A 22,211-nucleotide genomic window follows, 5' to 3' on the forward strand; every position below is an offset into this window, starting at 1 on the left:
GGGGCCTTAGCTCAGCTGGGAGAGCGCCTGCTTTGCACGCAGGAGGTCAGCGGTTCGATCCCGCTAGGCTCCATTTGCACCTTGAAAACTAAATAAGAGTAAAATATTCAACGACATCAAGCAAAAAGCTTAAGCGACTGTTTATAGGAGCTGAAGCTGGATTAATAGTTAAGTGATCAAGGGCGCACGGTGAATGCCTTGGCACTGGGAGCCGATGAAGGACGGGACTAACACCGATATGCCTCGGGGAGTTGTAAGCAAACTGTGATCCGGGGATTTCCGAATGGGGGAACCCGCTATCCGTAATGGGATAGTATGCGTATCTAAATACATAGGATACGCAAGGCAAACCCGGGGAACTGAAACATCTCAGTACCCGGAGGAAGAGAAAGCAAACGCGATTTCCTGAGTAGCGGCGAGCGAAACGGAACCAGCCCAAACCGAAAAGCTTGCTTTTCGGGGTTGTAGGACACTCCATCGGAGTTATCAAGAAACTGCTTAGACGAAATGGTCTGGAATGGCCGGCCAAAGAAGGTAAGAGCCCTGTAGTCGAAAGGCAGTTTCCTCCGGAGTGGATCCTGAGTACGGCGGAACACGAGAAATTCCGTCGGAATCCGGGAGGACCATCTCCCAAGGCTAAATACTACCCAGTGACCGATAGTGAACCAGTACCGTGAGGGAAAGGTGAAAAGCACCCCGGAAGGGGAGTGAAATAGAACCTGAAACCGTGTGCCTACAAGTAGTCGGAGCCCATTTATGGGTGACGGCGTACCTTTTGTAGAATGGACCGGCGAGTTGCGTTCGTATGCAAGGTTAAGTGGAAGACACGGAGCCGCAGCGAAAGCGAGTCTGAACAGGGCGATGAAGTATACGGGCGCAGACCCGAAACCGTGTGATCTACCCATGTCCAGGGTGAAGGTCAGGTAACACTGACAGGAGGCCCGAACCCACGTATGTTGAAAAATGCGGGGATGAGGTGTGGGTAGGGGTGAAATGCCAATCGAACACGGAGATAGCTGGTTCTCTCCGAAATAGCTTTAGGGCTAGCCTCAAGGTATACGTTCTGGAGGTAGAGCACTGATTGGACGAGGGGCCCTTATCGGGTTACCGAATTCAGTCAAACTCCGAATGCCAGCAACGTGAAACCTTGGGAGTCAGACTATGGGTGATAAGGTTCATAGTCGAAAGGGAAACAGCCCGGACCGCCAGCTAAGGTCCCTAAGTATACGTTAAGTGGAAAAGGATGTGGCGTTGCACAGACAACCAGTATGTTGGCTTAGAAGCAGCCATCATTTAAAGAGTGCGTAATAGCTCACTGGTCGAGTGACGCTGCGCCGAAAATGTACCGGGGCTAAACGTATCACCGAAGCTGCGGATTGTTCTTACGAACAATGGTAGGAGAGCGTTCCAGGTGCTGTGAAGTCAGACCGTGAGGACTGGTGGAGCGCCTGGAAGTGAGAATGCCGGTATGAGTAGCGAAAAAAGAGTGAGAATCTCTTTCACCGAATGCCTAAGGATTCCTGAGGAAGGCTCGTCCGCTCAGGGTTAGTCGGGACCTAAGCCGAGGCCGAAAGGCGTAGGCGATGGATAACAGGCAGATATTCCTGTACCACCTCGTGAGCGTTTGAACGATGGGGGGACGCAGCAGGATATGGAAAGCGCACCATTGGAAGTGTGCGTCCAAGCAGTGAGGAAGTTGGGCAGGCAAATCCGTCCAATAATTCCAAGCTGTGATGGGGAGGTCAATTGTGACCGAAGTTCCAGATTCCACACTGCCAAGAAAAGCCTCTAGTGAGTTCACAGGTGCCCGTACCGCAAACCGACACAGGTAGGCGCGGAGAATATCCGAAGGTGATCGGGAGAACTCTCGTTAAGGAACTCGGCAAAATGACCCCGTAACCTAGGGAGAAGGGGTGCTCAGGCTGAGTCTGAGCCGCAGTGAATAGGCTCAAGCGACTGTTTACCAAAAACACAGGTCTCTGCGAAGCCGAAAGGCGAAGTATAGGGGCTGACACCTGCCCGGTGCTGGAAGGTTAAGGGGATGCGTTAGCCTTCGGGCGAAGCGTTGAACCGAAGCCCCAGTAAACGGCGGCCGTAACTATAACGGTCCTAAGGTAGCGAAATTCCTTGTCGGGTAAGTTCCGACCCGCACGAAAGGTGCAACGACTTGGGCACTGTCTCAACGAGAGACCCGGTGAAATTATACTATGCGTGAAGATGCGCATTGCCCGCGACAGGACGGAAAGACCCCGTGGAGCTTTACTGCACCTTGATATTGAATGTTGGTACAGCTTGTACAGGATAGGTGGGAGCCGTCGAAGCGTGAGCGCTAGCTTACGCGGAGGCACCCGTGGGATACCACCCTGGCTGTACGAACATTCTAACCCAGGGCCGTTATCCGGCCCGGAGACAGTTTCAGGCAGGCAGTTTGACTGGGGCGGTCGCCTCCCAAAAAGTAACGGAGGCGCCCAAAGGTTCCCTCAGAATGGTTGGAAATCATTCATGGCGTGTAAAGGCACAAGGGAGCTTGACTGCGAGACCTACAAGTCGAGCAGGGACGAAAGTCGGGCTTAGTGATCCGGTGGTTCCGCATGGAAGGGCCATCGCTCAACGGATAAAAGCTACCCCGGGGATAACAGGCTTATCTCCCCCAAGAGTTCACATCGACGGGGAGGTTTGGCACCTCGATGTCGGCTCATCGCATCCTGGGGCTGTAGTCGGTCCCAAGGGTTGGGCTGTTCGCCCATTAAAGCGGTACGCGAGCTGGGTTCAGAACGTCGTGAGACAGTTCGGTCCCTATCCGTCGTGGGCGCTGGAAGTTTGAGAGGAGCTGTCCTTAGTACGAGAGGACCGGGATGGACACACCGCTGGTGTACCAGTTGTTCCGCCAGGAGCACAGCTGGGTAGCTACGTGTGGTAAGGATAAGTGCTGAAAGCATCTAAGCATGAAGCCCCCCTCAAGATGAAACTTCCCATCACTTCGAGTGAGTAAGATCCCTCAGAGACGATGAGGTTGATAGGTCCGAGGTGGAAGCGTGGTGACATGTGGAGCTGACGGATACTAATCGATCGAGGACTTAACTACTACTATGGTCGTTGAATCACACTCTTATTTAGTTTTTAGGGTGTAAATCTAAAAAAACCCTTGCATTTTTCGAAGGAAATGCATATAATAATAGTTGTTCTTAAAATAGAAGTGATGTTCTGTAAACTAACAGGACTTCGATAGGTCTGGTAGTAATAGCGGAGAGGACACACCTGTTCCCATGCCGAACACAGCAGTTAAGCTCTCCAGCGCCGATGGTAGTTGGGGCCTTGCCCCTGCAAGAGTAGGACGCTGCCAGGCTCTTTCTTTATATATCTATAACTGATTAAATATTAAGGTGCATATTTTTTCATAAATTCCACAGTAGCTCAGTGGTAGAGCTATCGGCTGTTAACCGATCGGTCGCAGGTTCGAATCCTGCCTGTGGAGCCATATTCGCTTCCATAGCTCAGTCGGTAGAGCGCTTCCATGGTAAGGAAGAGGTCGCCGGTTCGAGTCCGGCTGGAAGCTCTGTATTAAGGCGCTTGCGGCTCTGATGGGTCGAGGCGTTTTATTTTTTTATAGTTAGACATGGGTGTTTGAATTATTTACATTAGGCAGGTGTTTTCATGTCATTTCTCTTATTACTTGCGGCTGTTGTAACAATAATGGAAGTATTTGTAGCAGTATTTCTTATAAAGAAGCATAAAATGAAAATTTGGCAATCACTTTATACATCCCTACCCGTAATTATCATTGTTTGGATTGCAGCGATAATGTATTCATAGATACTTTCATTATGCGCTCGTTTTTCAATTACTAAGTATTGGGGTGTGTCCTCAAAATTAAGTGGAGATCCTATTGCCTGTAATGATAAAATCTCACGGGAATATTTTTTTCAATTTCCCCCTTTACAAAAGTGGACAATCTGTATATAATAAAGTTTGTCGGTGAACGGAAAAACATAAATCGACTTTTTTCATGTTCAGTGGCCCGTTGGTCAAGTGGTTAAGACACCGCCCTTTCACGGCGGTAACACGGGTTCGAATCCCGTACGGGTCACCAATAATGGAGGATTAGCTCAGCTGGGAGAGCACTTGCCTTACAAGCAAGGGGTCGCAGGTTCGAACCCTGCATCCTCCACCATTTCACTTATATGTATAAGTATCTTAGGTCTTACAAAGGCTATATATTGTTTGTGGGCTTAGCTCAATTGGTAGAGCAAAACGCTCACAATACTGAATACATTTCTACTATGGGCAAAATTGCGAGAGGTACAGTTTCAAAGAACCGACTTGCAACACAATGAGCCTTTTAATTGAGATTATTGAATAATGATGATTGAAATAACTTCATTATCTGCCGGCCTAGCTCAACTGGTAGAGCAACTGACTTGTAATCAGTAGGTTGGGGGTTCAAGTCCTCTGGCCGGCACCATTTAATTTTTTATGTATATATTCAGTACGATTCGGTTATCATAATTAAGGAGGGGTAGCGAAGTGGCTAAACGCGGCGGACTGTAAATCCGCTCCCTCAGGGTTCGGGAGTTCGAATCTCTCCCCCTCCACCATATTTCACATTGGGCTATAGCCAAGCGGTAAGGCATCGGGTTTTGATCCCGTGATTCGCTGGTTCGAATCCAGCTAGCCCAGTCTTTTTTTTATGTCTTTTTTATTTTGTCCGCCTGCACAAATCCGGATAAGGTAGCCGACATAGGGTTTTTTTACAATATTTAACCGAACTAAGGTACAGTAGCTTCTTACACTGAATAATCAGTATAGACATGATAAGAAAATATCACCTGACATCTGATTATATTTTAAAACATTCGAACAGGAGCCATTAGCTCAGCTGGCAGAGCATCTGACTTTTAATCAGAGGTCGGAGGTTCGAATCCTCCATGGCTCATTGGTTAAAAAATGCTAGCGGAAATACATAACACATATTATAATGGAAAATAAACAAGGTGGTTATGATTGTAAACAGCCTTGTTTATTTGCATTTTATGCTGTTTTTTTACATAATAGAAGCAGTTAAATCATAACAAAAGGGTTGAATCCCGTATAATATGTTGGTAAAAGGATGAGAAGGCATGCAGACTTCCAGGATTCCTGGCTTTTATAACATGACCGTTGATGAACGGCGGGAATTACTTTCGAAAATGAGCGCTTTTTCAGAAGAAGACAAAGCATATCTTTATGCTGAAAAACCATTAACGACCGATACCGCAGATAATATGATAGAAAATGTTGTAGGTACATTCCCACTTCCTTTGGGTTTGGGACTTAACTTTTTAATAAACGACAAAGAATATGCCGTGCCGATGGCGATTGAGGAACCTTCCGTTGTAGCTTCAGCAAGCCATATTGCCAAGATTGTCAGAGAGGCCGGCGGATTCACAACAGAAGCAACTGAGCGTGTCATGATAGGTCAAATTCAAGTTGTCGGATGTCAGGATTTCCATAAAGCGAAGGAAGTCATTTTAAGCGAAAAAGATACTTTGATTAATTATATGAATACTGCATATCCTAGTTTAATAAAAAGGGGTGGCGGTGCAGAGGATTTGGATGTCAGAATCTTGAATGAGGATGCAAACTCCAAATTCAGTCAGATGCTCATCCTTCATGTTTATATTAATACTTGCGATGCTATGGGTGCGAATATTATTAATACGATGGTTGAAGCCCTGGCGCCAAACGTTGAAGAGTTGACTGGCGGGAAGGTATACTTGCGGATTCTTTCCAACTATCCCGATCGTTGTCTTGCACGCGCGCGCTGTATTATACCGCCTGATTTACTTGCAACGGAGGAATTTACCGGCGAAATGGTGCGGGACGGGGTCATTCATGCTTATGAATTTGCAGCATCTGACCCGTATCGTGCAGTAACACATAACAAGGGGATTATGAATGGAATTGACCCGGTTGTGATTGCAACAGGCAATGATTGGCGTGCAGTGGAGGCTGGAGCACATGCACACGCAGCACGTAATGGTCGGTATGGTTCAATGACAGAATGGTCCAAAGATGACGAAGGGAATCTTATCGGTGAACTGGAACTACCAATGTCAGTTGGTACGGTGGGTGGATCGATTCGTGTTCACCCAGTATCTAAAATCGCTCATAAACTGTTAAACGTTGATTCAGCACAGGAACTTGCACAAGTTATTGTAGCTGTCGGACTTGCCCAAAACCTCGGGGCTTTAAAGGCTTTAGCAACAGACGGAATTCAGAAAGGGCATATGGCTTTGCATTCGAGATCCGTAGCCATTGCAGCAGGAGCTACAGGGGAGATGATAGATGTGATATCGCAACGTTTGATTGAAGAGAAAGAAATCCGTGTGGGAAAAGCAAAAGAATTGGTGGAAGAATATAAAAAATGAGTGCAGAAAAAGCGACAACTTCCGTACAAACAGCTATTGGTATAGCTCATAGTAAATTAATCCTCATTGGTGAACACGCGGTTGTACACGGACAGCCGGCGATAGCACTTCCCTTTCCTTTAGTAGGGGTTGAAGCAGTGGTAGACTATGTGCCCGGTTCGATAAAAATTGACAGCACTTTTTATCACGGGCCAATTGAATCCGCCCCAGAGTCACTTGATGGGGTGACGAATTGTGTCTGGGCCACGCTGGAAAAGCTTGATTTACCGTGTGAGGATTTACTAATTCGGATTAAGTCATCCATTCCACCGGGAAAAGGTCTTGGATCCAGTGCATCGGTAGCAATTGCGGTCATCCGGTCACTATTCGCCTATGCTGAAAGGGACTATACTGAAGAGGACATTTTGGAACTTGCGGCTATCTCAGAAAAATATGCCCATGGCGAGCCAAGTGGAATTGATACATTGACAATCACCTCAGCACTTCCGGTATGGTATGAAAAAGAGCATCCAATTGATCGTATAGAGCCTAAGGGTGACTTTCATTTCATTGTTGCCGACTCTGGTCGAATGGGGGATACGCGTTCAGCTGTTGAATCAGTAGCTGAACTGATTAAGTCTGCGCCGAAACGGATCCAATCTAAATTAGATCGAATTGGTGAACTTACACACCGCGCAAGAAATGCATTGGAAAGTGCGAGTAAACATCTGTTGGGTCAAATGCTGAACGAAGCACAGAAAGAACTAGAGGCACTTGGTGTGAGTGATGCTGGATTAAACAGGCTGATTTACTTTGCACGTCAGGAGGGTGCACTTGGTGCCAAATTAACAGGTGGCGGCAATGGCGGCTGTGTGATTGCACTGGCCCGCAATGAAGTGCATTCCAGACAGCTAAGTGAAAAACTGAAAAAATTCGGGGCACACGCTGTATGGTCTTTTGCGTTAAAAAAGAAGATGGATTAGATAAAACCGGTTAAAGGAGTCGTGACATGAAGGCAACAGCTCGAGCCCACACAAATATTGCCTTAATTAAATATTGGGGAAAACGGGACAGGTCTTTAATACTTCCAATGAATAACAGTCTTTCGCTGACACTGGATGGTTTTTATACGGAGACGACTGTCGAATTTCATGATTACTTAACAGCGGATGTTTTTTATCTGAACAATGATTGCATTACTGGTAAAGCGTATCAGCGGGTCACATCATTTTTAGACCGGGTTCGGGAAAAAGCAGGAAGAACTGATGTATATGCCGAAGTCCATTCGGTTAATCATGTACCGACTGCTGCCGGTTTGGCGTCGTCAGCATCTGGCTTTGCCGCATTGGCTGCGGCTGCATCGAAGGCAATTGGCATGCAGCTTAACAACCAGGAACTATCTGTGCTGACAAGACAAGGGTCAGGATCCGCGTGCCGCTCGGTATATGGTGGTTTTGTCGAATGGGAAAAAGGGTTGAAAGAAGACGGATCTGACTCGCATGCAATTCCGATAGCGCCTGCGAACCATTGGGATATAAGAGTTGCTGCTGCTGTTATGTCTTCTGATGCCAAAAAGATATTAAGCAGGGAAGGCATGGAAAGAACGGTAAACACATCGTCCTTTTATCCGAGCTGGGTGGAAAGTATCCCGACAGATCTTATAACAATAAAAAAAGGCATTATGCATAAGGATTTTGAAAAGGTCGGGTCGATTGCTGAGGTAAATTGTCTTAGAATGCATGCGACAACACTGGCTGCTCATCCACCGTTTACGTACTGGCAGAGTACGACATTCTTAATTATGGAAGCGGTAAGGGATTTGAGGTCTTCAGGTGTACCAGCCTATTTTACGATTGATGCTGGTCCGAATGTTAAGGTCCTTTACTTGCCCGAAGATGAGGAAACAGTACAGCACAAGCTCCGTTCGATTGCAGGTGTTCGGGATGTCATTGTGAGCAAGCCAGGTCAAGGAATATCCTACGTGTAGGGGTTGAATATGTTGCCTAATTCACCATTAACGGTACGTGTCCCCGGCAAACTGATGATTGCGGGGGAATTTGCTGTGCTAGAGCCGTATCAAAAACTAGCCGTCATGGCTGTCGATCGTTTTGTTTATGCAACGTTGGAAGATAGTACGGAAAATCGCGTTTCCCTTGAATCATTCCAGTTGCAGGGACTGGCTTGGGCGTATGAAGGGGATACTGTACGTATCAAAACAACAGATTCACGTGTGACATTTGTTGAAAATGCTATGTCCGTTGTGTATACATATCTAAGAGAGAACAACTATACACTTAGTAATTTTCGGCTGTCCGTCCGCAGTGAACTTGATGATGCATCGGGACGGAAGTATGGACTTGGTTCGAGTGCAGCGGTCGTTACATCGGTTACGTCCGCTATGTTGGCTAAGTTCCTCCCGAAAAAACCGCCGGAAACACTGGTCTTCAAGCTGGCGGCTGTTTCCCATGTTATGACACAAGGAAGCGGTTCTGGAGCAGATGTTGCTGCGTCTTCCTATGGAGGTTGGCTAGAATATTCATCATTCCAAGCTGAGTGGCTCAAAAAGGCGTATGGGGACACGGACAGCATTACAGAACTTGTGGAACAAGAATGGCCGTACTTTTCAGCAAAACCTGTTAAACTTCCGAACAGCGTATATTTGTGCATAGGTTGGACAGGCTCACCAGCATCAACGTCAAAGCTAATCGGGAAAATTTCTATGCTTAAAGATTCCTCGCCAGAGCTGTACAATAAATTTATAACAGACAGCAAAAGAGCAGTCACCAGCTTTTTACAGGGAATTAAAACTGGAGACCCCGAATTACTCTTTAAGGGTGTCAGGCAAAACAGGCGCACCCTGGCTACACTCGGTCAACATGCCAATGCAGAAATAGAAACACCCATGCTTACTACATTGTGTAACCTTGCCGAAGATTTTGGTGGTGCAGGTAAGCCGTCCGGTGCGGGTGGCGGAGATTGTGGGATTGCCTTCATGCCATCGGAAGAACAGGCGAAACAATTGATGCGGGCATGGCAAGAAGCAGGTATTAAACCGCTGGAAATGCATCCTTGTATGACCGGTGCTTCAGTTATTTAGCAAGTTGTGTCTATCACTGACACACTTGCTTTTTATTTTGAAGAAAGTGAAGCACCTAAACGTAACAGTACTGGAAAACTATCGGTATTCAACTTTCCGGGTGTATAAATATTCAGTCTGTTGTCAAGTTGAGTCATAGCTACTTCTTGAGCTACAATTTAGCCAAAGGGGGGCAATGACAATGAGAAAGAATATGTCTATTATTGGTGTTCCAATGGATTTAGGGCAGAACAGACGCGGTGTCGATATGGGACCAAGTGCAATCCGTTATGCCGGTGTTGTCGAAAGGCTGGAGAATTTGGGTTATCATATTAATGATTTAGGTGATGTTCCGGTTTCTCGTCCGGATGGTAAAAATGAAATACAAGATGGGAACTTACGAAACCTTAAGCAAGTGGCTGAGAGTAATCAAAAACTCGCTGAACTGGTAGATAAAGAAATTGTAGAAAGCCACTTTCCATTGATACTTGGTGGGGATCATAGCATTGCGATAGGTAGCTTGGCAGGTGCGGCTAAACATTTTCAAAATCTTGGTGTCATCTGGTATGACGCACACGGTGATCTTAATTCCGGTGACACATCGCCATCAGGAAATATACATGGAATGCCGCTTGCCGTCAGTATTGGTATTGGCCATGACAAACTTACGACCATTCTTGATTATGCACCTAAAGTTAAACCTGAGAACATTGTGATTATTGGAGCTCGTTCGCTGGATCCAGGTGAAAAGGAACTGATACAAGAAAAAGGAATCAATGTTTATTCGATGCATGAAATAGATCGAATGGGAATGTCTCAGGTGGTAACCGAGGCAATCAATTATTTGCGGGAACGAACGGATGGCGTTCATTTAAGTCTTGATCTGGATGGACTTGATCCGGAAGAGGCACCAGGAGTCGGCACCCCTGTACTTGGCGGATTGTCGTATCGTGAAAGTCACCTGGCAATGGAAATGCTAGCAGAAGCAGATATGATAACATCAGCAGGGTTTGTAGAAGTGAATCCGATTCTTGACGATAAAAATAAAACGGCGTCACAAGCAGTCGGTTTAATCGGCTCATTATTTGGCGAAAAGCTAAAATGATATATTAAACAAAGGTGAAATTGTATCGCTCATTTTATATTTTCCTGCATTACAAAAAAGGCATCCGCCTCACAGGATGTCTTTAAATATGTCGTCACCCCCGGTTGAAGCGACAATTAAGTAGCAAGGGGATCACGCCTCAGGAAACAAAAAAAGACATGAATCCCCTCATGTCTTTATTTTTTATTTATAATATTTCTATTTTACTTCGTTAGGCATTCTGATAGCTGTTCAATAATTCATCTAATCGTTGACTGGATTGAATGGCGGCTGGTGATGTTAATCCATATTTATCGCCTGTTCTTATCATTTCGTTCCGGTACTTTTCAATCTCCTTCAATTTGGAATTATTGTCCACCAATGCGCCCTCCTATCTAGCAGAGTATACTATGAAGATATCCGATTTAATTAACATTTAAACGTTTATCACTTTTTTAAACCTTTCAAGGTGTTACTGTATGGCAGGAACTACAGGACTATATTACCCCGGAAATATTAAGTATCTGTGCCAGATGAAGGTTGAATGCCAAGAACAGAGAGTAAAACTAGGTTCTTTCAATTAAGAGGCATTCCTACCCCGTACTAGTGCATGGAGTATAGTGAAATTTACCGGAATAGAGAAGTTCTGCTTTTATGTTTATAATTGAACATGATACAATTGAAATTATGATATAATGGATACGGTTATACGTAGAAGTATACATGTCGGAAGGAAGTGTGAACGTGCTTGATGGGGGATTTCTGGACCTGCTTCGAATCGGCGTAGACATAGCTCTCGTCTGGTATGTTTTGTATAAATTAATCATGCTGATCAGAGGTACCAAGGCAATTCAGCTATTAAAAGGAATTGTCGTTGTTTTGCTTGTCTGGGCGTTCAGCATTGTTTTTGAACTGCATACTATTCAATATATTACAAATCAGGTCATTAAATGGGGTTTTGTAGTCATTATCATATTATTTCAGCCTGAGCTTAGAAGGGCATTGGAACAGTTAGGTCGAGGGAATATTTTCTCGCGTGGATCCAGCTCCGAAGAAGAAGTACTGGAGCACAAGGTGGAAGCTATTGTTCAGTCCTGCCAGTATATGGCTAAACGGCGAATTGGTGCATTAATTTCCATTGAGCGCGAAACAGGGATTGGTGATTATGCAGAGACAGGCATTCCGATAAGTGGGAAATTGACGCATCAGCTACTGACAAATATTTTCACACCTAACACACCGCTGCATGATGGGGCGGTTATTATCAAAGATGAAGAGATTCTGGCGGCAGCCTGCTACTTACCATTATCCGAAAGCCCATTCATATCAAAGGAACTAGGCACCCGACACCGGGCGGCAATGGGCATTAGTGAAGTTACCGATGCCGTCACCATTGTCGTATCGGAGGAAACAGGAGGTATATCCTGTACGGAAAATGGAGAAATGAAACGGGAACTAAGCCAGGAAGGATTGCGCCAATATCTTCGGGAGAAATTGTCGCTGTCATTGAGAGCCTCTGAATCCAAGTCTCGTCATCAGAGGAGGAAAGATAATGGATAATTGGTTTAAGAGCCCATGGTTCGTTCGGGCTATCTCCCTCGCTTTCGCTATTTCATTATATGTGTTTGTACAGGTTGAGATGGATCAGTATCAAAATGAATCGCGGCTTTTACCGAATTCAAATGCTGATGTTCAGACGATTGAGAATGTACCTGTTAATATACGGATTGATGGGGAAAGATTCGTTGTCAGTGGCGTACCTGAATTTGCAGCGGTTTCGCTTGAAGGGTCAACAGGTACATTAACAGCCACAGCTCGTAACCAGAACTTTGACATCTATGTTAATCTTGAAGGGCTTGAAGCCGGAACGCATACAGTTGAGTTAAAGCACACAGGCATCCCAGATGAACTAAATGTTTATATCGAACCTAAGACGATAGAGGTAACAATTGAGGAACGGGCGTCGAAAAAGTTTCCTGTGGCTGTTGATTATATTAATGAGGATGAGTTCCCGGAAGGTTATCAGATTGAAAGCTCACGAACCGAGCCTCAACAGGTGACCATTACAAGCTCCAAAGAAGTGATTAATCAAATCGCCATTGTTAAAGCATTTGTCGATGTTGCAGGGGTCAAGGAATCTATTGACAGTCGCGAAGTTCCGGTAAAGGTGTATGATGCTAGAGGAAATGAACTGAATACCCGCATAGAGCCATCAAGTGTTAATGTCTCAGTAACCATTAGCAATCCTAACAAAACAGTTCCTGTAAGTGTGGCTACTGCTGGCGAGTTGCCTGATGGGTATTCATTAGCTTCCATATCTGCTAACATGGATAAAGTGAAAGTATTCGGAACAAGTGAAGTTTTGCAGAATATAGAGGAAGTGAAAACGGAAAAAATCGATTTGACTGACTTAAATACGTCCGGGACGATTGATACTAAGCTTGCACTGCCGGACGGTGCAAGTGTTTCTGGAGATGGTTCTGTTGAGGTAACCGTTGAACTGGAACGCAATAAAACATTTAAAAATGTCCCAGTCACTATAGAAAACCTTGATGATGGACAAGATATAGCTTTTATTAATCCGGAAACCCCTGAGATGGATCTTAATGTAATTGGAAATGTAGATAACCTCAGCAAGGTTTCAAAAGATAATCTTCGCATTGTTCTTGACGCAGAAGGGCTAGATAACGGCGAACATGAAATCCCGGTTAAGATCAGCGTTCCCGATAACGTTAACGCTCGCGGTGAATATGAACAAGTAACCATCGACATTTCATGATGATATAATAAATTAGTATTGTACAGTAAATGAACTTTTGAATGGTGAAATGGACGTAAAGGAGAGGTACAACATGGGAAAGTATTTTGGAACAGATGGTGTCAGAGGAATAGCCAACACAGAGTTGACACCGGAATTAGCATATAGATTAGGACGATTCGGCGGTTATGCCCTGACCAAGGGAGTCGAAAAGCCTAAGATTCTAGTGGGGAGGGATCCCCGGGTCTCCGGCCATATGTTGGAAGGAGCACTTGTAGCTGGCTTGTTGTCCATAGGAGCAGAAGTGATGCGTCTGGGGGTTATCTCTACACCAGGAGTTGCTTATTTGACAAGGGCAACGAACTCAGAAGCAGGGGTCATGATTTCTGCCTCACATAATCCTGTTGAAGATAACGGAATTAAATTTTTTGGTCCGGATGGTTTTAAATTATCGGATAGTGAGGAGGATGAAATCGAGCGGCTTATGGTTGATGAAGATAATCTTCCTCGTCCAACCGGTGCTGATATAGGTGTGGTCAACGATTATTTTGAAGGCGGACAAAAGTATCTCTCCTTTCTAAAAGATTCCATTGATAATGATTTTGAAGATTTGCAAATAGCGCTTGACTGTGCGCATGGCTCTACTTCAAGTCTCGCAGCACATCTGTTTGCTGACCTTGAGGCAGATATTCACACGATTGGTTCTTCACCAAATGGGTTGAATATTAATGACGGTGTCGGATCTACTCAGCCGGAGGCGTTGCAGAAGTTAGTAAAAGAAAAAGGTGCAGATGTTGGTCTTGCTTTTGACGGTGACGGAGATCGCCTTATTGCCGTTGATGAGAATGGAGCCATTGTTGATGGTGACCAAATCATGTATATTTGTGGTAAATATATGAATCAAAAAGGTCTATTACATCATCATACAGTTGTCTCTACCGTTATGAGTAATCTTGGCTTTTATAAAGCACTTGAAGAAAATGGCATGCGCAGTGACAAAACTTCAGTAGGCGATCGGTATGTCATGGAGGAGATGCGTAAAGGTGGCTATAACTTGGGGGAGAACAGTCCGGACACGTTATTTTCCTTGATTACAATACGACTGGCGATGGAATGTTGACGGCTTTGCAACTAGTAAACGTTATGCAGGAAACAGGAAAGCCGCTGTCAGAGCTAGCAGGTGAAATGGTCATTTATCCGCAAGTGCTAAAGAATGTACGCGTTATTGACAAGCACAAAGTCATGACAAATCAAAGAATTCAGGAAACCATTAATGCTGTAGAAGATGAAATGGGTGGAGAGGGCCGTGTACTTGTGCGACCATCTGGAACAGAGCCGCTTGTGCGTGTCATGGTGGAAGCGCCAACCAAAGAGGACTGTGAAAAATATGGTTCTAAAGTTACTTCGGTAATTGATGATTTGCTGGGAATGAAAGACTAGTATTCATAGAAGCTTCTCCTTGAAAGGGAGGAGCTTTTTTTGAAAGATAAGAAACTTTAAAATTTAGCAATATGACATTTACTTGCAAAGTTAAGCCACGTCCGGCTCCATTTTTTCCTTAATGAAACCTTTTTGACCTAATGTGACTCATTTGTATACTGTTTACATTCCTTGGAAGCCGCAACAAGATTGCTATAGACCCAGACGGTTTTGATTTGCTATGATATAGAAACTGTTTAATACAATTACCCGATTAGTCAAGGATAATTGTTGGAAGAGATCAGCAATTTTGGGAGGCTGCGCTATGGATCAGCAACAACGGAGTCGGAAGGCACAACTTGCTTCCTGGGTAGGCATTACTGGTAATCTGTTATTATCTGTAATGAAAGGTATAGCAGGATGGCTATCAGGGAGTAGGGCACTGATTGCCGATGCAGTCCATTCTGCCTCAGATGTCGTCAGTTCTGTCGCTATTTTGGCGGGGATACGTTATGCGAATAAACCACCCGATAAAGAACATCCATATGGCCATGGAAAGGCAGAGAATATTGCTGCGATGATTGTCTCGATTTTACTAATATTAGCGGGTTTTGAAATTGCCTGGTCTTCAGTGAAAGTTTTTTGGGGAGAAAAGCCTTCAGCACCAACAGGGGTTGCACTTGCAGCTGTCATTATTTCCATTGTTGCCAAAGAGATGCTCTATCAATATAAATTTCGTTTGGGTAAACGGATTAACAGTCCGGCGCTGACAGCCGATGCATGGCATCACCGTTCGGACGCCTTATCATCGTTTGGAGTACTATTAGGTGTCGGCGGGGCAATGATCGGGGAGCGGCTTGAAGTGAATCAGCTCGTATATTTAGATCCTATTGCCGGTGTCATTGTGGCCTTGTTTATTATCATCTTGGGCTATAAAATGGCACGCGAATCAATCGACTTGGTACTTGAGAACGTACTGGATGATGAGGAAAGCAAGCAGTACATTGTGACGGCAAAAAATGTACAAGGTGTCAAGCAAGTAGATGAGATACGAGCGCGAACTCATGGGGCATATGTCGTTGTTGACCTTAAAGTTAGCGTAGATGCTGCCCTTGATGTTGAAGAAGCCCATTATATTTCCAAGCGAGTAAAAAATAAATTGATGAACGACCATGAGGATGTTCATGATGTGCTTGTCCATATCAACCCATATTCCACGGATTAATCGCTTGCAAATTAAGCTGCTAATTTGCAACTGCATATGTCTGTTGTTTTTCCCTAATGCGCGCGGGTAAGATGCGGAGCTTTGGCAAGATACCACGGACAGAATGACTGTAGGCAGGTGAGGCCTATATGGTATCTCCTGCTTTATTATAGTCTGCCTCCTTGACCTCCGAATGTGTTTCGACACACATCCGTAAGAACGCGAGCATACGTATACTATCACCATCCTTCCCGAAAATAATTGACCGGGTGAACAGATACGGTTAAAATATGTTAAGGGATGGATTCACATACAGAAAGGGGCGAGAGATAACGTACCGGATAGAAAGCGCCTGGACTATTTTCTGGACGGTAATGAAAATAGTTGACGAGGTGGAGGTTATCGAATGTATCGGCGGGTACCTCCCGGCTGCACATCTCAGCTGTGACACCTTTTCCGAAAACAGTGAGGCGACTTGCTGGACAAAGGACTAGGTAAGATGAATGAAAAACAATCACGAGAAAGGGGCAACAAGACGCCCCTTATCATACGGTCGTTTGTTGCCCCTTGAATCAAGGAGGAAACAGCGATGTGTGGAATTGTAGGATATATTGGACAGCATGATACAAAAAATGTTTTACTCAACGGATTGGAAAAACTCGAATATCGAGGTTATGATTCGGCGGGGATTGCGATACGTGATGATGCAGACCTTCATACGTTCAAAGTGAAAGGACGAATCAACACACTACGCGAACGTGTTGATGACAGCATTGCATCAACTATGGGAATCGGTCATACGCGCTGGGCAACACATGGGGGACCAAGTGCGGAGAATGCACACCCGCATCAAAGTTCCTCAGGCAGATTTGTACTTGTTCATAATGGTGTCATCGAAAACTACCAGGAATTGAAAAATGATTATCTCGATGGCGTGACGTTTGGCAGTGAAACTGATACCGAGGTCATCGTTCAGCTCGTTGAGAAGAATATGGAGACATATCAGGACAATGCTGAAGCGTTCCGTCAAACGATAAGCAGCTTGAAAGGTTCGTATGCGCTTGGTTTAATGGATAAACAAGATCCGGATACGATTTACGCTGCCAAAAATAAAAGCCCCTTGCTCGTCGGCCTGGGTGACGGATTTAACGTGGTGGCCAGTGATGCCATGGCTACATTAAAAGAAACTGATCAATATCTGGAAATCAATGATCAGGAGATAGTCCTTGTTAATCGCCATTTTGTTCAATTGCAAAAGCTGGATGGTACGGTCGTTCATCGCAAGCCATTTACAGCACAAATTGACGTCAGTGATACGGAAAAAGGGACATACCCACACTTTATGCTAAAGGAAATCGACGAACAGCCATTTGTCATGCGCCGAATTATACAGGAATACCAGGATGATTCCGAGCGTCTAAAATTGGATGAAGATATACGAAGTGCTGTGAAAGCATGTGACCATATCTATATTATTGCTGCAGGCACAAGTTATCATGCGGGCCTCATCGGCAAACAGTTCCTGGAGAAAATGGCCGGTATTCCGGTAGAAGTACATGTGGCTAGTGAGTTTTCATATAACATGCCGCTGCTGTCAGAAAAACCGTTATTTGTTTTCATTTCGCAAAGCGGTGAAACGGCTGACAGTCGTTCCGTACTGGTTAAAATAAAGGAAATGGGACATCCGGCACTGACGATTACAAATGTGCCAGGATCAACCCTTTCTCGTGAAGCGAACTATACGCTGCATCTGCACGCAGGACCAGAAATTGCAGTTGCTTCAACAAAAGCATACACAGCACAAATCGCCGTTCTGGCCATATTGGCAGTTGATAGTGCACGTGCCAAGGGGATGCAATTGGACTTTGACCCGATGCAGGAGCTAGCCATTGTCGCCAATGCCATGGAGATGCTGACTGATCAAAAAGAAACAATAGAGAGGCTTGTCCGGGAAAACCTCGGAACAACCCGCAATGCCTTTTTCATTGGCAGAAGCACGGACTATTTTGTCTGCCTGGAGGGGGCATTGAAGCTGAAGGAAATCTCCTATATTCAGGCAGAAGGTTTTGCCGGCGGTGAATTAAAGCACGGAACCATCGCTTTGATTGAAGGGGGCACCCCGGTCATCGTGCTGGCAACGCAGGAAAATGTCAATGATTCTATTCGTAGCAATGTGCAGGAAGTCGTTGCACGAGGCGCGAATGATATTATATTCAGCATGAAAGGCCTTGAGCATGATAGTGATGCATTTGTTGTACCACATGTTCATGAGCTACTGACACCGCTTGTCAGTGCCGTTCCTTTGCAATTGCTCGCTTATTATGCAGCATTGCGTCGTAATTGTGATGTTGATAAACCGAGAAATTTGGCGAAAAGTGTAACGGTGGAATAGGTAGTTTGTGTGATTGTATGAGTATTGTGGCTACAAATAAGTTGAATACCGCACTAAAAATGACAACAATAAAAGATGAATATTCTAAAACGAGTGGAAATGGGTTATTATTCCAAAATCCACTCGTTTTTATTAGCTGCAGATTGTATCAATGCGCAGTTACTCAGCCATACGTTACTTAAAGGATTCAAGATAATAATTATAAAATTCCAAATTTACTCGCCAAAAAATAAAGCTCGAACAGTTAACTGTGGCAAACTTGAAAAATACTTCTAACTGTTTCTTTGACAACCTTGATAAGCATAAAAGCTGTTTTCTAAAAGGTTGTTTTCTGTACACAAAAATATCAGGTTGCGAAAGTTGAGTAAAATTGATTCAGTTGACAAACCATAGTTACTAAGTATATAATTGTCTCGAAATCGAGATAAATAGGGGGATTACTCGTGAATGATCAGAACAAACTTCAACAGGAGGAACTATCTCTAAAGTTATTTATTGTTTTAACCCGAACTTTTAATTCAATTAAAAAGCGTGTTGAAGAAGATATAAAATGTCTAGGATTAAACCCAACTGAATTCGCCGTTCTTGAGTTGATTTACAATAAAGGTGATCAACCAATACAAAAAATTGGTGAAAAAGTATTAATCGCAAGTAGTAGTATTACGTATGTTGTAGATAAGTTGGAGAAGAAAAAATTATTAAATAGAAAACCGTGTCCAACAGATCGTCGAATTACTTTTGCAACAATAACATCGAATGGTAAGGAATTAATGGATGAAATTTTTCCTGAACACAAAGTGGCCATCCAACAAATTTTAGCTGGTTTAGACACTAATGAAAAAGAGGCCATGATTCAACAATTAAAAAAATTAGGCTACTATGCAGAAGATGTCTAAATTTTTTATACGAACATATCAGTTTAGTAATATATGAAATGGTAATAAATGTTAAAAAATCATTCATTAATAATTAATGGAATTCTAGGAAAGAGCTAAAAGGAGTACACCATGTCACAGCTATTTCAAGCGGTGCAATAAATGAAATTACGAGAAAAATTATACAGTAAATCAAAGGAGATGGAATAGATGTCAAACGTAAAATTAGCAGTAGTTTTCTATAGCATGGGGGGTACCAACTATCAATTAGCGAAATGGGCTGAAGAAGGAGCTAAACAAGCAGGTGCGGAAGTTAGCGTATTGAAGGTGCAAGAATTAGCTCCTGATTCTGTTATTGAGGGAAATGAAAGTTGGAAAGCAACTGTCGAAGCAACGAAAGATGTTCCAGTAGCAACTTCAGAAGATATTGAGTGGGCCGATGCAATTATATTCAGTATGCCAACACGATTCGGTAACTTGCCGTCACAAATGAAACAATTCCTTGATATTCAAGGCGGATTATGGGGAAGTGGTAAGACAGTGAATAAAGTAGTAAGTGGTATGACTTCTGCACAAAACCCACATGGCGGTCAGGAAGCTACATTGTTATCCCTATATACTTCTATGATGCACTGGGGTGCTATTATTGCTACACCTGGTTACTCAGATCCGGTACTATTCGGTGCTGGTGGAAATCCATACGGAACAAGTGTAACAGTTGATCAGGAAGGCAAAATGGTTGAAGATGTTGAAGATGCCGTGAAGTATCAAGCAAAACGTACAGTGACAGTTGCAGAGTGGGTTAAAAAAGGAAAACAATAAAGGATGAATCTATATATGGAAAGAGCCAATCAAACACTGATTGGCTCTTTTGGATGAGCAAGGGCAATTAAAATGGCCACGACGTGTAAAATATACGGTTTGTCATGTGAGCGTTGTAATCAGTTCATGCTTTTATTAAAATAGTTGATAAAGGGATTCGCTTGCAGGTAGGGAATGCGGTTTGGCGGTTCGGTACTAAAGGTGGTTGCACTTATCATGGCCATTATTGCTTTTATCGGGTGGGCGTTCTTTGGTTGGGAATTTTAAAATTCGGGGGATTTTCTTATGAGTCACATCATTTTGTTTGATGGAGTATGCCATTTTTGCGACCGAAGTGTTCAATTCATCTTAAAAAGAGATAAAAAAGCTGTTTATCAATTTGCATCTCTACAAAGTGACATTGGGCAAATGATTTTAGACAAATATGGTGCCCCTGCGGATGTTGACAGCCTCGTTTATGTTACAGGCAACCAATATTACGTTAAATCATCAGCAGCGCTAAGGATTTGCAAGCATTTAAAAGGCTTATGGAAGTTATGCTCTCTGTTGTTGATGGTACCAAAACCATTACGTGATCCTGTTTATACCATTGTAGCGAGGAATAGATACAAATGGTTCGGGAAAAAAAAAGCTGTTCGCTGCCATCTCCCGAAATAAGAGATCGATTTTTATGAAGAAAGTAATTGTAGCAGGGGGAAACGGGTTCATCGGTGAATATTTTAAACAGCAATTATAGAGTAGCTAAGGTGCAGAACTTTTAGTCAATCTACTGGTGAATCGTCAATGGCCGATACAATGACAAAATAAAAATGAGAAGAATATGGATGTCGGATTGATGATTCGGGGGGGTTAAGATGAAACGTTTAGCCGTTTTTTGTGGTTCCAGCGATGGCGTTTCTGATGCGTATCGACAAGGTGCTATTCGGCTCGGGAAGGAATTGGCAAGAAAGGAAATAACGCTCGTGTACGGAGGTGCGAGTGTCGGATTGATGGGGGCAGTTGCGAATGCAGTTTTGGAAAACGGTGGACTAGCCATCGGAGTCATTCCTGAGCTGTTAAAGGACCGGGAAGTGGCACATCCTGACTTAACGGAATTATATGTTGTTCAGTCGATGCATGAACGAAAGGCAAAAATGACCGATTTGGCCGATGGTTTTATCGCTCTACCGGGAGGACCGGGGACGCTGGAGGAGTTCATGGAAATATTCACATTGGCTCAGCTGGGGGTGCATCAAAAGCCTTTAGGACTTCTAAATACTGATCATTATTATGACCCGCTTGTATCGCTTTTTCATCATATGGCAGATCAGCAGTTTTTAGATGAAACGTATCGTTCTATCGTTCTTGTAGATGCATCACCTGAAACGCTCATAGAAAAGTTTACTGCCGCCAACGACTAACTTCTGTTGAAAAGTCAGCAATCGATCGGAGCAGCCTTAAAGAAGATAACCCGATTCACATCGTTTGGCTAAATGAAAATGTCCACGAGCGCTGGATAGTTAACCAAGGATGAAACTTTTGTAAGTTTGGACGGAATCAATTCACAATCATGACAGGGCAATCCACACGCTTAGCTACTTTATGGCTGACACTGCCCAATACCATTTCTTGCAGTGTGTTTAATCCGCGACTTCCTATAATAACAATATCGTAATGATGTTTGTTGGCATAGTTGACGATGGTGGGCCCTGGTTCGCCGTGAAGAAAGATCACATCATATTTGATATTGGCATGCTTTGCTTTTTGTTCAATAAATGCCAGCTTCTCTTTGCGCTTTTGTGACGTGTCTTTACCCCAGTTATCAATGACTTCTTCTTTAGAGTCTTTACCGTCAATAACATAAATGATATCAACTTGTGCATGCTGATCGAAGCTTGCCAGTTCCATTGCTTTTTCCCCTGCGCGAATGGCATGCTCCGAACCGTCCGTTGCTAAAAGAATCTTTTTAAACATAGGTTATTCCCCTCCAGCCTCAACTTTAAAAGAAGAGTTAGTACAGTTTACTTGCCGCCAATTATTCTTCAAGTTTTTTCTATTATAGCATGAATCATTATGTGAAAGGAAACAACCGAAAAATAAAGGAAAGTGACAATGATCACGTTTACATGGCGACTTCACAAATGCCTTAAAACAAGATATAATACATTTTGTTCACAACGACCCGACTTTCATGAGAGTTGAGAGTCATCATATAC

The 22,211-nt window shown here is 43.9% G+C and carries 15 protein-coding genes, 9 tRNA genes, 2 rRNA genes and 1 pseudogene; 25 read left to right on the forward strand and 2 right to left on the reverse strand.

Translation table 11 applies throughout. The features are described 5' to 3' along the window. The 16 genes from FFL34_RS10030 to rocF all read left to right on the forward strand — a co-directional run bounded on the left by FFL34_RS10030 (position 1) and on the right by rocF (position 10,567). A tRNA-Ala gene (locus tag FFL34_RS10030) sits at positions 1-73 on the forward strand. 93 nt (positions 74-166) lie between these two features. Further along, positions 167-3,085, forward strand: a 23S ribosomal RNA gene (locus FFL34_RS10035). A gap of 145 nt (positions 3,086-3,230) precedes the next feature. Further along, positions 3,231-3,346 (forward strand): 5S ribosomal RNA (gene rrf / locus FFL34_RS10040). A gap of 57 nt (positions 3,347-3,403) precedes the next feature. Then, positions 3,404-3,478: transfer RNA gene (locus tag FFL34_RS10045), tRNA-Asn, on the forward strand. 5 nt (positions 3,479-3,483) lie between these two features. Next, positions 3,484-3,556, forward strand: a tRNA-Thr gene (locus FFL34_RS10050). Between the two features lie 459 nt (positions 3,557-4,015). After that, a tRNA-Glu gene (locus tag FFL34_RS10055) sits at positions 4,016-4,090 on the forward strand. A 5-nt stretch (positions 4,091-4,095) separates the two neighbouring features. After that, positions 4,096-4,171: transfer RNA gene (locus tag FFL34_RS10060), tRNA-Val, on the forward strand. A 215-nt stretch (positions 4,172-4,386) separates the two neighbouring features. After that, positions 4,387-4,462: transfer RNA gene (locus tag FFL34_RS10065), tRNA-Thr, on the forward strand. A 48-nt stretch (positions 4,463-4,510) separates the two neighbouring features. After that, positions 4,511-4,595, forward strand: a tRNA-Tyr gene (locus tag FFL34_RS10070). A gap of 10 nt (positions 4,596-4,605) precedes the next feature. Continuing rightward, positions 4,606-4,677, forward strand: a tRNA-Gln gene (locus FFL34_RS10075). A gap of 184 nt (positions 4,678-4,861) precedes the next feature. Then, a tRNA-Lys gene (locus FFL34_RS10080) sits at positions 4,862-4,933 on the forward strand. Positions 4,934-5,117: 184 nt separating this feature from the next. Beyond that, positions 5,118-6,407, forward strand: coding sequence for a hydroxymethylglutaryl-CoA reductase, degradative (locus tag FFL34_RS10085; RefSeq protein WP_138603332.1), 1,290 nt, complete (start codon positions 5,118-5,120; stop codon positions 6,405-6,407). Beyond that, positions 6,404-7,369 carry a mevalonate kinase gene (mvk, locus tag FFL34_RS10090; RefSeq protein ID WP_138603333.1) on the forward strand — a complete coding sequence of 322 codons (966 nt, stop codon included), beginning with the start codon at positions 6,404-6,406 and terminating at the stop codon, positions 7,367-7,369. Before FFL34_RS10085 ends, mvk begins: the two co-directional genes overlap by 4 nt. 26 nt (positions 7,370-7,395) lie before the next feature. Continuing rightward, complete coding sequence (mvaD, locus tag FFL34_RS10095) at positions 7,396-8,373, forward strand: diphosphomevalonate decarboxylase (protein ID WP_138603334.1); 978 nt, start codon at positions 7,396-7,398, stop codon at positions 8,371-8,373. A 9-nt stretch (positions 8,374-8,382) separates the two neighbouring features. Beyond that, on the forward strand, positions 8,383-9,483 hold the full coding sequence (locus FFL34_RS10100; protein WP_234031469.1) for a phosphomevalonate kinase: 1,101 nt from the start codon (positions 8,383-8,385) through the stop codon (positions 9,481-9,483). A 181-nt stretch (positions 9,484-9,664) separates the two neighbouring features. Continuing rightward, positions 9,665-10,567 carry an arginase gene (gene rocF, locus FFL34_RS10105; RefSeq protein WP_138603336.1) on the forward strand — a complete coding sequence of 301 codons (903 nt, stop codon included), beginning with the start codon at positions 9,665-9,667 and terminating at the stop codon, positions 10,565-10,567. Between the two features lie 211 nt (positions 10,568-10,778). On the opposite strand, the gene FFL34_RS10110 is transcribed toward rocF, so the two are convergent. After that, entirely contained in the window at positions 10,779-10,925 is a 147-nt protein-coding gene (locus FFL34_RS10110; protein WP_234031470.1) for an aspartyl-phosphate phosphatase Spo0E family protein, read from the reverse strand. 365 nt (positions 10,926-11,290) lie between these two features. Here FFL34_RS10110 and cdaA point away from each other — a divergent pair, with 365 nt between their 5' ends. From cdaA to FFL34_RS10155, 9 genes and pseudogenes are all read left to right on the forward strand, one after another. Beyond that, positions 11,291-12,106: a diadenylate cyclase CdaA gene (cdaA, locus tag FFL34_RS10115; RefSeq protein WP_138603337.1), complete on the forward strand. Its 816-nt coding sequence runs from the start codon at positions 11,291-11,293 to the stop codon at positions 12,104-12,106. After that, positions 12,099-13,325 carry a CdaR family protein gene (locus FFL34_RS10120; protein WP_138603338.1) on the forward strand — a complete coding sequence of 409 codons (1,227 nt, stop codon included), beginning with the start codon at positions 12,099-12,101 and terminating at the stop codon, positions 13,323-13,325. The genes cdaA and FFL34_RS10120 overlap by 8 nt, the downstream gene beginning before the upstream one ends. 73 nt (positions 13,326-13,398) lie before the next feature. After that, a pseudogene (glmM, locus tag FFL34_RS10125) lies at positions 13,399-14,744 on the forward strand (phosphoglucosamine mutase). Positions 14,745-15,048: 304 nt separating this feature from the next. Further along, positions 15,049-15,948, forward strand: coding sequence for a cation diffusion facilitator family transporter (locus tag FFL34_RS10130; RefSeq protein WP_138603339.1), 900 nt, complete (start codon positions 15,049-15,051; stop codon positions 15,946-15,948). 568 nt (positions 15,949-16,516) lie between these two features. Continuing rightward, entirely contained in the window at positions 16,517-18,319 is a 1,803-nt protein-coding gene (gene glmS, locus FFL34_RS10135; RefSeq protein ID WP_138603340.1) for a glutamine--fructose-6-phosphate transaminase (isomerizing), read from the forward strand. 443 nt (positions 18,320-18,762) lie between these two features. Then, complete coding sequence (locus FFL34_RS10140) at positions 18,763-19,215, forward strand: MarR family winged helix-turn-helix transcriptional regulator (protein ID WP_138603341.1); 453 nt, start codon at positions 18,763-18,765, stop codon at positions 19,213-19,215. A gap of 189 nt (positions 19,216-19,404) precedes the next feature. Then, positions 19,405-20,016, forward strand: a complete 612-nt coding sequence (wrbA, locus tag FFL34_RS10145) for an NAD(P)H:quinone oxidoreductase (protein ID WP_138603342.1) — start codon at positions 19,405-19,407, stop codon at positions 20,014-20,016. A gap of 285 nt (positions 20,017-20,301) precedes the next feature. Then, positions 20,302-20,673: a thiol-disulfide oxidoreductase DCC family protein gene (locus FFL34_RS10150; RefSeq protein ID WP_325053269.1), complete on the forward strand. Its 372-nt coding sequence runs from the start codon at positions 20,302-20,304 to the stop codon at positions 20,671-20,673. A 197-nt stretch (positions 20,674-20,870) separates the two neighbouring features. Then, entirely contained in the window at positions 20,871-21,416 is a 546-nt protein-coding gene (locus tag FFL34_RS10155; RefSeq protein WP_138603343.1) for an LOG family protein, read from the forward strand. Positions 21,417-21,552: 136 nt separating this feature from the next. Here FFL34_RS10155 and FFL34_RS10160 read toward each other — a convergent pair whose 3' ends face one another. Further along, positions 21,553-21,969 (reverse strand): universal stress protein, encoded by a 417-nt coding sequence (locus FFL34_RS10160; RefSeq protein WP_138603344.1) that lies wholly within the window; start codon positions 21,967-21,969, stop codon positions 21,553-21,555. Positions 21,970-22,211: the final 242 nt, after the last annotated feature.

The sequence above is a fragment of the Lentibacillus cibarius genome (assembly GCF_005887555.1).
GTDB lineage: Bacteria > Bacillota > Bacilli > Bacillales > Amphibacillaceae > Lentibacillus > Lentibacillus cibarius.

Coding starts and splice junctions, on each gene's coding strand:
- mvk (WP_138603333.1), top strand. CDS start 6,404: ATGAGTGCAGAAAAAGCGACAACTTCCGTACAAACAGCTATTGGTATA.
- FFL34_RS10130 (WP_138603339.1), top strand. CDS start 15,049: ATGGATCAGCAACAACGGAGTCGGAAGGCACAACTTGCTTCCTGGGTA.
- mvaD (WP_138603334.1), top strand. CDS start 7,396: ATGAAGGCAACAGCTCGAGCCCACACAAATATTGCCTTAATTAAATAT.
- FFL34_RS10160 (WP_138603344.1), bottom strand. CDS start 21,969: ATGTTTAAAAAGATTCTTTTAGCAACGGACGGTTCGGAGCATGCCATT.
- FFL34_RS10100 (WP_234031469.1), top strand. CDS start 8,383: ATGTTGCCTAATTCACCATTAACGGTACGTGTCCCCGGCAAACTGATG.
- FFL34_RS10120 (WP_138603338.1), top strand. CDS start 12,099: ATGGATAATTGGTTTAAGAGCCCATGGTTCGTTCGGGCTATCTCCCTC.
- glmS (WP_138603340.1), top strand. CDS start 16,517: ATGTGTGGAATTGTAGGATATATTGGACAGCATGATACAAAAAATGTT.
- FFL34_RS10150 (WP_325053269.1), top strand. CDS start 20,302: ATGAGTCACATCATTTTGTTTGATGGAGTATGCCATTTTTGCGACCGA.
- FFL34_RS10085 (WP_138603332.1), top strand. CDS start 5,118: ATGCAGACTTCCAGGATTCCTGGCTTTTATAACATGACCGTTGATGAA.
- FFL34_RS10155 (WP_138603343.1), top strand. CDS start 20,871: ATGAAACGTTTAGCCGTTTTTTGTGGTTCCAGCGATGGCGTTTCTGAT.
- wrbA (WP_138603342.1), top strand. CDS start 19,405: ATGTCAAACGTAAAATTAGCAGTAGTTTTCTATAGCATGGGGGGTACC.
- rocF (WP_138603336.1), top strand. CDS start 9,665: ATGAGAAAGAATATGTCTATTATTGGTGTTCCAATGGATTTAGGGCAG.